This window comes from Salinarimonas sp., assembly GCF_046292825.1.
Lineage (GTDB): Bacteria > Pseudomonadota > Alphaproteobacteria > Rhizobiales > Beijerinckiaceae > Salinarimonas.
The window spans coordinates 1-11,328 of record NZ_JBKBQG010000072.1 but is presented as its reverse complement, the minus strand read 5'-3'; the positions used below and the strand labels follow the sequence as shown (position 1 = coordinate 11,328).

Genomic DNA, 11,328 nt, shown 5'->3' with positions numbered 1-11,328 from the left:
TCCCCTCAGGGGAAGGTGGCCCGGCGGCGAAGCCGACGGGTCGGATGGGGTCATTCGCCGCGGCAGCGGCGAAGGGGCGTGGTCGTAGAGCTCCTTACGTACGGCGGCTCTCGACGCCCCTTCGCTCCTTCGGAGCGAAAGACCCCATCCGTCTCCGACCCCTGTTCGGGGTCGGAGCCACCTTCCCCTGAGGGGAAGGAGAGCGGTCGCTCCGGTTTCGTCGAATGCATGCACGATATGCCGCCTCAGCGGCCGGCCGGCTCGCCTTCGAGGATGGCCTCGCGCACGGCGAGGCTGTCGCCGATCGAGACGCCCGGGTCGCGCACGATCTCGGGCTTGGGGATGATCTCGGTGATCTCGACCTGGATGCGCGTGCCGGTGACGACCACCTGGCCGCGGGCGATCGGGTGATCGTTGGCGAGGATCTCGACCGTGTCGACGTCGCCCTCGTCGAGCTCGATCACGGCGCCGCGGCCCATGCGCAGGAGCATGTGGACCGGCATGCGGGTGCGCCCGAGCACGATGGTGAGGTCGACGAAGAGGCCTTCCAGGCTGGACACGCGACGCGAACTCCTCGACATGATGCGGCGGACGTCGAACGGGGACGACGGTGAAGCGATGACCAACCTCGCCGAACAGGGTGAACGAGGCGTTAACGGCCGCGGGGCGCTCGTGCGCCGCATGCCCGCGCGGGAGGGCGCGCCGCCGGTCGCCTGGCGCGTCACCGACGCGCTCGTGCCCTACGAGGAGGCGCTCGCGCAGATGGAAGCGCGCGCGGCCGCGATCGCGGAGGGGACGGCGGACGAGCTCGTCTGGCTCCTCGAGCATCCCCCGCTCTACACCGCCGGCACGTCGGCGCGGGAGGCGGACCTCGTCGAGCCCGATCGCTTCCCCGTGTTCCGGACCGGCCGCGGCGGCCAATACACCTATCACGGCCCGGGGCAGCGGGTGGCCTACGTCATGCTCGACCTGAAGCGGCGGGAGCCGGACGTGCGCGCTTTCGTCTCGGCCCTCGAGGAATGGATCATCCTGACGCTCGACGCCTTCAACGTGCGCGGCGAGCGGCGCGAGGATCGCGTCGGCGTGTGGGTGCGCCGGCCCTCGAAGGGTGCGGGCGCGGAGGACAAGATCGCGGCGATCGGCATCCGCGTGCGGCGCTGGACGACGTTCCACGGCATCTCGATCAACGTCGAGCCGGACCTCTCCCATTTTTCGGGCATCGTGCCCTGCGGGGTGTCGGAACACGGCGTCACGAGCCTCGTCGATCTCGGGCTGCCCGTGACGATGCCCGAGGTCGACGCGCAGCTGCGCGCCGCCTTCGAGGCCGTTTTCGGCCCGACCCGCGATGCTTGACGCGTGGTCATGGTGCGCCGCCTGTTTGCTGTGCAGCATGCGAAATGGTTGGACTTGAACAAAATTCTCGCATGCGGCTATGGACGAGGTGCTGTGCAGCGGCTTAAGTGCTCGCCTGAACGAACAAGCGAGCGCGCCGTGCTCGGTGGCGACCGAGCATCGGGCGGGGGCGGAGAGGTCGTCGCTGCCGGTGCGTAAAGGACGAGGGCAACCGGTCCATGGACTATTTTCTGCAGCAGCTCATCAACGGGCTGACGCTCGGCTCGATCTACGGGCTCATCGCCATCGGCTACACGATGGTCTACGGCATCATCGGGATGATCAACTTCGCCCACGGCGACGTGTTCATGGTCTCCTCCTTCACCGCGCTGATCGTCTTCGTGATCGTGCTCGCCATCGGAGTGACGGCGGTGCCGCTCGCGCTCGTGATGGTGCTGATCATCGCGATGTGCCTCTCGGCGCTTTACGGCTGGACGGTCGAGCGCGTGGCCTACCGGCCGCTGCGCGGCTCGTTCCGCCTCGCGCCGCTGATCTCGGCGATCGGCATGTCGATCGTGCTGCAGAACTACATCCAGCTCGTCCAGGGCGCCCGCGTGAAGGCGATCCAGCCGGTCTTCACCGGCGGCATCACCATCTTCGAGGGCGACCTGTTCACCGTGCGGCTCGCCTGGATCCAGATCCTGATCATCCTGACGACCGTCGCGCTGATGACCTTGTTCTGGTTCGTGGTGACGAAGACCTCGCTCGGGCGCGCGCAGCGCTCCTGCGAGCAGGATCAGAAGATGGCGGCGCTGCTCGGCATCGACGTCGACCGGACGATCTCGCTCACCTTCGTCATGGGCGCCATGCTCGCGGCCGTCGCCGGCACGATGTACCTCATGTATTACGGCGTGATCGACTTCTTCATCGGCTTCATCGCCGGGATCAAGGCCTTCACCGCGGCCGTGCTCGGCGGCATCGGCTCGTTGCCGGGCGCCATGCTGGGCGGCCTCCTGATCGGCCTCATCGAGGCCTTCTGGGCGGGCTATTTCTCGAGCGAGTACAAGGACGTGGCCGTGTTCGGCATCCTCGCGATCGTGCTGATCTTCTTGCCGACGGGTCTCCTCGGCAAGCCTGAGGTGGAGAAGGTCTGATGGCGGGCACGGTAGCCAAGGCCGGCGCCGAGGCGGGGACCTCCCGCTCGGGCGTCGACATCATGGGCGCTCTGCGCGACGCCTTCTTCTCCGCGCTGATCGCGCTCGGCCTGTTCGGGCTGATCATGGGTCTCAAGACCGAGCAGGGCTCGCGCGGCGTGTTCCTGGTCGAGCATTGGGAGCGCGTGATCTGGGCGGTCGGCATCGTCTTCGTCGGGCGCCTCGTCCTCAACCTCACGCTCTGGCGGCCGGGCGCCAAGGAGGCGGTCGCCGGCCTCGTGCCGAAGCGGTTCGAGGCCTACGGCGCGCATGTCGGCACGGCGATCGGCGCGCTCCTGATCCTCGTCGCGCTGACCCTGCCCTTCCTGCCGGGCACGGGGCGCTACCACATCGATCTCGGCACGCTCGTCCTCACCTACGTGATGCTCGGCTGGGGCCTGAACATCGTCGTGGGGCTCGCCGGCCTCCTCGATCTCGGCTACGTCGCCTTCTACGCGGTGGGCGCCTATTCCTACGCGCTGTTCGCGATGTATTTCGGGATCACGTTCTGGACGGCGCTGCCGGTGGCCTTCATCCTGGCCTTCTTCTGGGGCATCATCCTCGGCTTCCCGGTCCTGCGATTGCGCGGCGACTACCTCGCCATCGTGACGCTCGCCTTCGGCGAGATCATACGCGTCGTGCTGCTCAATTGGTCGCAATTCACCGGCGGGCCGAACGGCATCGGCAACATCCCGCGCCCGACCTTCTTCGGCATCGAATTCGTCCGCGGCGAGGGCGGCTTCGCCGACACGTTCGGGCTCGAATTCTCGCCGCTGCACCGGCTGATCTTCCTCTATTACGTCATCCTGGTGCTCGCCTTCGTCACGCATTTCGTGTCGGTGCGGCTGCGCAAGCTGCCGGTCGGGCGCGCCTGGGAGGCGATGCGCGAGGACGAGATCGCCTGCCGCTCGCTCGGCCTGTCGATCGTGCGCACGAAGCTCACCGCCTTCGCGATCAGCGCGGGCTTCGGGGGGCTCGCCGGCGCCTTCTTCGCCACGCGCCAGGGCTTCATCTCGCCCGAGAGCTTCACCTTCATCGAATCGGCGCTGATCCTCGCGATCGTGGTGCTCGGCGGCATGGGCTCGCAGCTCGGCGTGGCGATCGCCGCGCTCGTGATGATCGGCGGGTTCGAGTATTTCCGCGAGTTCGAAGAGTACCGGATGCTCGTCTTCGGCGCGATGATGGTGCTGATCATGGTCTGGCGTCCGCGCGGCCTGATCTCGTCGCGCGCGCCCTCGGTCTATCTGAAGGAGCGGACCAAGGTCTCCTCCGACCTCGTCTCGCAGGGGAAGGGCTGATGGCCGAGCACGACGCGATCCTGCGTATCGACCATCTGACGATGCGCTTCGGCGGCCTGACCGCGGTAGACGACCTCTCCTTCGAGGCGCGCCGCGGCGAGATCACCGCCCTCATCGGCCCCAACGGCGCCGGCAAGACGACAGTGTTCAACTGCATCACGGGCTTCTACAAGCCGACCGAGGGGCGCATGGCGCTCGCCCACGGCTCGGGCCGGGCGCTGGCGCAGGTCGACGCGCTGACGGCGGGCCCGCACCAGTCCTGGAGCGGGGACGGCGAGGCGCTCTATCTCCTCGAGCGGATGGACGACCACGACGTCTCCGCCAAGGCGAAGGTCGCGCGCACCTTCCAGAACATCCGCCTGTTCGGCGGCATGACGGTGCTCGAGAACCTGATGGTCGCCCAGCACCATCCCCTGATGCGGGCCTCCGGCTACACCTTCCTCGGCCTTATCGGCTGGCCGGGATATCGCCGGGCGGAGCGGGCGGCGGTCGAGAAGTCGAAGGCCTGGCTCGAGCGCATCGGCCTCGTCGATCGCGCGGACGAGCCGGCGGGCTCGCTGCCCTACGGGGCCCAGCGCCGCCTCGAGATCGCGCGCGCGATGTGCTCGGACCCGGTGCTCCTGTGCCTCGACGAGCCGGCCGCGGGCCTCAACCCGCGCGAATCGGCGGATCTCAACGAGCTCCTGCTCTCGATCCGGCGCGACGATGCCACCTCGCTGCTCCTCATCGAGCACGACATGAGCGTCGTCATGGAGATCTCGGATCACGTCGTCGTGCTCGATTACGGCAAGAAGATCTCGGACGGCACGCCGTCCTTCGTGAAGAACGACCCCAAGGTCATCGCCGCCTATCTCGGCGTCGACGACGAGGAAGTCGACGCGGTCGAGGCGGAGGTGGGCCTGTGAGCGAGCCGATGCTGAACGTCGCCGGGGTGCACACCTATTACGGCAACATCGTCGCCCTGCGCGGGGTGGACGTCACGGTCGGTCGCGGCGAGATCGTCACGCTCATCGGGGCGAACGGCGCGGGCAAGTCGACCCTGATGATGACGATCTTCGGGCGCCCCCAGGCGCGCGAGGGCACCATCACCTACAAGGGCGAGGACATCACCCGCCTGCCGACGCACAAGATCGCGCGCATGTCGATCGCGCAATCGCCGGAGGGGCGGCGCATCTTCCCGCGCATGACGGTGTTCGAGAACCTCCAACTCGGCGCCTCGATCGTCGACGGATCGCACTTCCAGAGCGATCTCGAGAAGGTCTTCACGCTGTTCCCGCGGCTCAAGGAGCGCATGCACCAGCGCGGGGGCACGCTCTCGGGCGGCGAGCAGCAGATGCTCGCCATCGGGCGCGCGCTGATGAGCCGGCCGGAGCTCCTTCTCCTCGACGAGCCCTCGCTGGGGCTCGCCCCGCTGATCGTCAAGCAGATCTTCACGAGCCTCAGGACGCTCAACAAGGAGGACGGGCTGACCGTCTTCCTCGTCGAGCAGAACGCGTATCACGCGCTCAAGCTCGCCGACCGCGGCTACGTGATGGTCAACGGACGCATCACCATGACGGGGACGGGGGCGGAGCTCCTCGCCAAGGAGGAGGTGCGCGCGGCCTATCTCGAGGGCGGTCGGCACTGAGCCGAGGGAGAGAGAGACCATGGGCATTCTCTGGGAGACCGGTTTCTGGGTCTTCTTCTTCGTCACGATCGTCCTCGCGGGCGGGGCCGCATGGATGTCGGGCCGCGCGGTCGCGCGCGGCTGGCGTCCGTACTGGCACGCCGCCCTGTGGATGCTTCTGCTCGGTGCGGCGACGCGCTTCATCCACTTCGCGCTGTTCGGCGGCTCGCTCCTGTCCCTGCATTATTACGTGGTGGATACGATCGTGCTGATCGCGATCGCGGGTGTCGCGCATCGCTTCACCCTCACGCGGCTGATGACGCGGCAATATCGGTTCGCCTTCGAGCAGACCTCTCCCTTCGGCTGGCGCGCGCGCTCTTCGCGCTGAGCGGCGGCCGATCCGAAAAAAGCGGCGCTCGGGCCGCTTTCTCCTGTCGACAAGCGTCGCGAAACGCGCAGAAATAGCCGCCAGCGACGCTTTCGTCCGCCGTCTCCCGGCGCTTCGTCGGGAGACGGAAACCTTCAGACCAGAACAGAAGGGAACGATCAGATGTCCAAGAAGATGCTGTCCGGCGTGGCGCTCGGCGCCCTCATGGCGTTCTCGGTGCCGGCACAGGCCGAGATCGTCATCGCCGTCGCCGGCCCGATGACGGGCCAGTACGCCTCCTTCGGCGAGCAGATGCGCAACGGCGCCGTCCTCGCCGTCGAGCAGATCAACGCCGCGGGCGGCGTCAACGGCGAGATGCTGCGCCTAGTCGTCGGCGACGACGCCTGCGATCCCCGTCAGGCCGTGAACGTCGCCAACCAGTTCGCCGGCCAGGGCGTGGTCTTCGTCGCCGGCCATTTCTGCTCGGGCTCCTCGATCCCGGCCTCGGCCGTGTACGCCGAAGAGGGCATCATCCAGATCTCGCCCGCGTCGACGAACCCCGCCTTCACCGACAATCGCCCCGGCCCCGGCATCTTCCGCGTCTGCGGCCGCGACGACAAGCAGGGCACCTTCGCGGGCGCCTGGCTCGCCGAGAACTTCCCCGAGGGCGACGTCGCCATCCTCCACGACCGCACCGCCTACGGGCAGGGTCTGGCCGAGGAGACCCGCAGGGCCATGGTCGACAACGGCGTCGAGCCGCGCCTGTTCGAGGCCTTCACCCCCGGCGAGCGTGACTATTCGGCGCTCGTGTCGCGTCTCAACGCCGAAGGCGTCGGCGCGGTCTATATCGGCGGCTATCACACCGAGGCCGGCCTGATCCTGCGTCAGATGCGCGAGCAGGGCCTCCAGGCGCAGCTCGTCTCCGGCGACGCGCTCGTCACCGACGAGTTCTGGTCGATCACGGGCGATCTCGGCAACGGCGTGATGATGACCTTCGCGCCCGACCCGCGCAAGAAGCCCGAGGCCGCCGAGGCGGTCGCGGCCTTCGAGGCGCAGAACATCAACCCGGAGGGCTACACCCTCTACACCTTCGCCGCGATCCAGGCCTGGGTGCAGGCGGCCGAGGCGGCGGGCTCGGTGGAGCACGACGCTGTGGTCGAGCAGCTCAATTCGCTGACCTTCAACACGGTGCTCGGCGAGATCGCCTTCGACGACGTGGGCGATCCCGTCGCGGCGGAATACGTCTGGTTCGTCTGGCAGGACGGCACCTACGCCGAGATGGAGATGTGATCCGATCGAGGTCTCCTCGATCGATCGCTCGATCGGAGCCCGCCCCCTCGTGGGGCGGGCTTTTCTCGTCTTGCACCCGCGCCCGGCAGTGACCTGTCGACAAGAGCCGCGCGGGGGTTCCAAGACGGCGACCCGCGCGCTAAGCGGGAATGGTCCCGTCTCGGCCGCAGGTCAGCCTCATGCTCGTCGTCACCTCCTGGAACATCAATTCCGTGCGCCTGCGCCTGCCGCAGGTCCTGCGCTTTCTCGAGGAGCGCCGCCCGGACGTCCTGTGCCTGCAGGAGACGAAGTGCCCGGACGACAAGTTTCCCCTCTCCGAGATCCGCAAGGCGGGCTACCCGCATTGCGCGATCTTCGGCCAAAAGGGCTATCACGGCGTCGCGGTGTTCTCGCGCCTGCCCATCGACGAGATCTCGTCGATGTCCTTCTGCGGCAAGTCGGATGCGCGCCACATGCGCGTGCGGCTGGGGCCCGAGGCGGGGCGGGCCGCCGGGATCGTCATCCACAATTTCTACGTCCCCGCCGGCGGGGACGTGCCGGACCCGGCATTAAACGAGAAATTCGCCCACAAGCTCGGCTTCCTCGCCGAGATGCAGGCCTGGGCCGAGAAGACGCGGCCGACTGTGAGCCCCACCATCCTCGTCGGCGATCTCAACGTCGCCCCGCTCGAGCACGACGTGTGGAGCCACAAGCAGCTCCTCGATGTCGTCAGCCACACGCCCGTCGAGACGAGCGCGCTCGAGGCGATGCGGGAGGCCGGCGGCTTCGCGGACGCCGCGCGCGTGCTGACGCCGCAGCCGGAGAAGATCTACACCTGGTGGAGCTATCGCTCCCCGGATTGGGCGAAGGCGAACAAGGGCCGGCGCCTCGACCACGTCTGGCTCTCGCCCGACCTGATGACCACCTGCCGCGCCGTCGAGATCCTCAAGGACGCCCGCGGCTGGGAGCGTCCCTCCGACCACGCGCCGGTGACGGCGGTGCTCGATCTGTGACGCCCATGCGGCGCATGCATGGCCGCACGACGCCCGTGCACGGCTCTTTCGCGGCACGGGCTTGAAGCCGCCTTAACCATCGGTTAACCATGGCCACCCACCATCTGCGGGCCCAACAGGGACGGTCGCGGAACAAAGAAGCGAAGAAGACCGTCTTTCGAAGACCATGACGCAGACATCGGAGAAGACGATGCGCCATTCGCTGCCGGTCGAGCCCTTTCCCCGCTCGAAGCCGCACGATACGATTGGTTCCATTCTCAAGGTTTTCAGCGTTCTCATCGGTGCGTTGCTGGTCGTCAGCCTGGTCGCCGGCTGAACTCGTCTCGCCGGCTGGCCGCTCTTGCGGCCGGCGTCGACGCTCGTCTCCGCAAGCGACGCTGCGGCACGACAGCGCGATTCGTCGGCCCGCCGTGGACGGTCGTCACGAATCACCCGCAGAATGGACCCGCGACGGCTCGAAGATCGTGACGCTTCGCCTGTCGCCTGGACACCGTCATTCCGGGCTCGCTTCGCGCCCCGGAATGACGGGCGGGAAAGAGCAATGCACCCTCAGCCGAGCCGCTCGCCCACCCGCACGAGATCGCGCGTGAGCGCCTCGAGTTCGCGCGCCATCACCCCGTGAATGGCGGCGGCGGCTTGGGGATATTCCTCGAGCACGCGACGCATCAGCGGCTGGGGCAGGCGCAGCACGCTCGACGGCTCGCGCGCGGTCGCGGTGGCGGGCCGCTCGAGGCGGGCGAACAGGGCGGTGGCGCCGACGAGGTCGCCCGGCCCCGCGACGACGAGCGGCTTGCCGCCCTCCCTGTCGAGCCCGATCGCCCCCGACACGACGACGAAGCCGCAATCGGCGCGCTCCCCCTTGCGGAACAGGGCGTCGCCCTGGCGCAGGCGCCGCTTCTCGGCGGCGAAGGCGAGAAGGCGCAGGCCGTCGCGATCGATCAGCCCGATCAGAGGCGCGCGCGCGAGGAGCGAGATGTCGTCTTCGAGGGACATGCGCGCGCGAGCCTCGCTGCCGGTCAGGGCATGAGCTTGTAGCCCCCGGCCTCGGTGACGAGGAAGCGGGCGGCGGAGGGGTTCGGCTCGATCTTCTGTCGCAGGCGGTAGATGTGCGTCTCGAGCGTGTGCGTCGTCACGCCGGCATTGTAGCCCCACACCTCGGTCAGGAGCGTCTCGCGGGAGACGACCTTCTGGCCGGCACGGAAGAGGAAGCGCAGGATGGCGGTCTCCTTCTCGGTGAGCTTGAGCTTCGAGCCCTTCTCGGAGACGAGGAGCTTGGCGCCGGGACGGAAGGAATAGGGGCCGATCTGGAAGATCGCGTCCTCGGAGGCCGCGTATTGTCGCAATTGCGCGCGGATGCGGGCGAGGAGCACCGCGAACTTGAAGGGCTTCACCACGTAGTCGTTCGCCCCCGCCTCGAGGCCGAGCACCGTGTCGGCGTCCGAGCCTTGCGCGGTGAGCATGATGATCGGCGAGCGGAAGCCGTGCTTGCGCATCAGCTTGACCGCCTCGCGCCCGTCCATGTCCGGCAGACCGACATCCATCACGGCGAGGTCGATCCGCTCGTTCTGGACGATCCGCATGGCCTCTCCGGCCGTCTCGGCGGTGATCACCGAGAACTCGTCGTAGAGGGCGAGCTGCTCCGCGAGGGTATCGCGAAGCTCCTGCTCGTCGTCGAGGACGAGGAGGCGATTGACGTTCGACATCGGCGGTCACCTTCGACGGATTCGCAAGCCGCGCAAGCGCTTCTAGACTATTCCCGCATCATTGGACAACAAGGGGGCACGGGGGCTTGTACCCAGGCTATTGGCGGCGGCGGGAGAGGCAGGCGGCATGGTTCGGCAGAAGAGACGGTCCCTCGGCACGATTCGCGTTCGGCCTCTGCCCGGCGCGCCGCATCGCGGAGTGCTCCTCGCCGGCGCGCTGGCGATCCCCTGCGCCATCGGTCGCACCGGCACGACGCACGACAAGCGCGAGGGCGACGGCGCCTCGCCCGTCGGGCGTTTCGGGTTGATCCAGGGCTTCTGGCGCCCCGATCTGCGCCCGCGACCGGCGAGCCTCCTGCCCATGCGCGCAATCGGCCCGCGCGACGGCTGGTGCGACGATCCCGCCGACCGCCGCTACAACCGCCCCGTCAGCCTGCCCTATCCCGCGAGCGCCGAGCGGATGCGACGCGAGGACCGGCAATACGACATCGTGATCGACCTCGCTGCCAATCGCGGACCGATTCTGAGGGGTCGCGGCTCCGCGATCTTCATGCACGTCGCCCGCCCCGGCCTCGCTGCGACGGCCGGCTGCGTCGCGCTCCCCGCCGCGGCCCTCGCCCGCCTCCTCCCGCGCCTGTCCCGCCGCACCCGCATCGCGATCGGCTGACCGCCTCCCTCCCCGGAGGGGAGGGTGGACGCGGGAGCGTGAGCGACCGCGGCCGGGTGTGGCCCGGGTGGAGACGATCCATCAAGCGTCGTGCCCCACCCGACCCCTTCGCTGCGCTCAGGGGCCACCCTCCCCTACGGGGAGGGAGGGGAGTCTCGGCGCTCAGTGGCGGTGCCCATGCCCATGCCCCTGCCCATGCCCGTCGGGGCTGCGCACGCCCATGGCGGCGACCTCCCAGGTGATCTCGATCGTGCCCGCGCGCTCGAACACGAGCGTCCCGGTCACCGTCTCGCCCTGGGTGAGCGGGCGCTGGAGATCCATGAACATGACGTGGTAGCCCCCCGGCGCGAGCTCGACGCTCTCCCCCGGCGGGATCTCGAGGCCGCCCTCGACGGGGGCCATGCGGGCGACCGTGCCGTCCATGACCATGGAATGCACCTCGAAGCGCCCGGCCATCTCCGAGGAGCCGCCGATCAGGCGGTCGGGCTCGGTGCCGGTATTCGTCAGGCGCATGTAGCCGCCCGCGACGCGCGCACCGCCGGGGGTGGCGCGGGTCCAGGGGGTCTCGATCACGATGTCGCCCGCGCGGAACTCGCCCGCTTGCGCGGGAATGGCGGCGAGGAGGCAGGCGAGGAGGCAGGCGAGGATCGCGGCGCCGAAGGCGCGCGGAAGAGTGTTGGCAGGCATGATGTCTTGCTCCGTCGATCGGTCGAAAAAGGCTCTGGCTTTCGGCGATCAGGCGGAGGGTGGCGCGCGGGCGCCGAGCGGGGCGCAGGCGATGCGGGTCGGCAACACGTCCGGCGCCATCGCGGCAGCGGCGACCGGCCGGGGGGCGCGCGCGAGCGGGGAGGGCGCGGAAGGCGGCGGCGCGAGCGCCGCG

The 11,328-nt window shown here is 68.7% G+C and carries 14 protein-coding genes; 10 read left to right on the top strand and 4 right to left on the bottom strand.

The window, feature by feature from the left end; genetic code table 11:
- Positions 1-245: 245 nt before the first annotated feature.
- Positions 246-581: a FliM/FliN family flagellar motor switch protein gene (locus ACK4UM_RS20125; RefSeq protein WP_409802627.1), complete on the bottom strand. Its 336-nt coding sequence runs from the start codon at positions 579-581 to the stop codon at positions 246-248.
- A 100-nt stretch (positions 582-681) separates the two neighbouring features.
- Between ACK4UM_RS20125 and lipB the strand changes: the two genes are divergently transcribed.
- From lipB to ACK4UM_RS20080, 9 genes are all read left to right on the top strand, one after another.
- Complete coding sequence (lipB, locus tag ACK4UM_RS20120; RefSeq protein WP_409802629.1) at positions 682-1,353, top strand: lipoyl(octanoyl) transferase LipB; 672 nt, start codon at positions 682-684, stop codon at positions 1,351-1,353.
- 218 nt (positions 1,354-1,571) lie between these two features.
- Positions 1,572-2,486, top strand: a complete 915-nt coding sequence (locus ACK4UM_RS20115) for an ABC transporter permease subunit (protein WP_409802626.1) — start codon at positions 1,572-1,574, stop codon at positions 2,484-2,486.
- Positions 2,486-3,823 carry a high-affinity branched-chain amino acid ABC transporter permease LivM gene (gene livM / locus ACK4UM_RS20110; protein ID WP_409802625.1) on the top strand — a complete coding sequence of 446 codons (1,338 nt, stop codon included), beginning with the start codon at positions 2,486-2,488 and terminating at the stop codon, positions 3,821-3,823. Before ACK4UM_RS20115 ends, livM begins: the two co-directional genes overlap by 1 nt.
- Entirely contained in the window at positions 3,823-4,728 is a 906-nt protein-coding gene (locus ACK4UM_RS20105; protein ID WP_409802624.1) for an ABC transporter ATP-binding protein, read from the top strand. The genes livM and ACK4UM_RS20105 overlap by 1 nt, the downstream gene beginning before the upstream one ends.
- 8 nt (positions 4,729-4,736) lie before the next feature.
- The gene (locus ACK4UM_RS20100; RefSeq protein WP_409802628.1) at positions 4,737-5,450 is read left to right on the top strand and encodes an ABC transporter ATP-binding protein; all 714 of its coding nucleotides are present in this window, start codon (positions 4,737-4,739) and stop codon (positions 5,448-5,450) included.
- 19 nt (positions 5,451-5,469) lie between these two features.
- Positions 5,470-5,817, top strand: a complete 348-nt coding sequence (locus tag ACK4UM_RS20095; RefSeq protein ID WP_409802623.1) for a DUF6867 family protein — start codon at positions 5,470-5,472, stop codon at positions 5,815-5,817.
- Positions 5,818-5,979: 162 nt separating this feature from the next.
- Positions 5,980-7,086, top strand: coding sequence for a branched-chain amino acid ABC transporter substrate-binding protein (locus ACK4UM_RS20090; protein WP_409802622.1), 1,107 nt, complete (start codon positions 5,980-5,982; stop codon positions 7,084-7,086).
- A gap of 179 nt (positions 7,087-7,265) precedes the next feature.
- Positions 7,266-8,078, top strand: a complete 813-nt coding sequence (gene xth, locus ACK4UM_RS20085; RefSeq protein WP_409802621.1) for an exodeoxyribonuclease III — start codon at positions 7,266-7,268, stop codon at positions 8,076-8,078.
- Between the two features lie 190 nt (positions 8,079-8,268).
- Positions 8,269-8,394 carry a hypothetical protein gene (locus ACK4UM_RS20080; RefSeq protein ID WP_409802620.1) on the top strand — a complete coding sequence of 42 codons (126 nt, stop codon included), beginning with the start codon at positions 8,269-8,271 and terminating at the stop codon, positions 8,392-8,394.
- 233 nt (positions 8,395-8,627) lie between these two features.
- Here ACK4UM_RS20080 and ACK4UM_RS20075 read toward each other — a convergent pair whose 3' ends face one another.
- Positions 8,628-9,071 carry a cyclic nucleotide-binding domain-containing protein gene (locus tag ACK4UM_RS20075; protein ID WP_409802619.1) on the bottom strand — a complete coding sequence of 148 codons (444 nt, stop codon included), beginning with the start codon at positions 9,069-9,071 and terminating at the stop codon, positions 8,628-8,630.
- Between the two features lie 23 nt (positions 9,072-9,094).
- Entirely contained in the window at positions 9,095-9,781 is a 687-nt protein-coding gene (locus ACK4UM_RS20070; RefSeq protein WP_409802618.1) for a response regulator transcription factor, read from the bottom strand.
- A gap of 127 nt (positions 9,782-9,908) precedes the next feature.
- Between ACK4UM_RS20070 and ACK4UM_RS20065 the strand changes: the two genes are divergently transcribed.
- Complete coding sequence (locus tag ACK4UM_RS20065) at positions 9,909-10,448, top strand: L,D-transpeptidase (protein ID WP_409802617.1); 540 nt, start codon at positions 9,909-9,911, stop codon at positions 10,446-10,448.
- Between the two features lie 162 nt (positions 10,449-10,610).
- Here the strand turns inward: ACK4UM_RS20065 and ACK4UM_RS20060 are convergent, their stop codons facing one another.
- Positions 10,611-11,135, bottom strand: a complete 525-nt coding sequence (locus tag ACK4UM_RS20060; RefSeq protein ID WP_409802616.1) for a copper chaperone PCu(A)C — start codon at positions 11,133-11,135, stop codon at positions 10,611-10,613.
- Positions 11,136-11,328 lie beyond the last annotated feature (193 nt).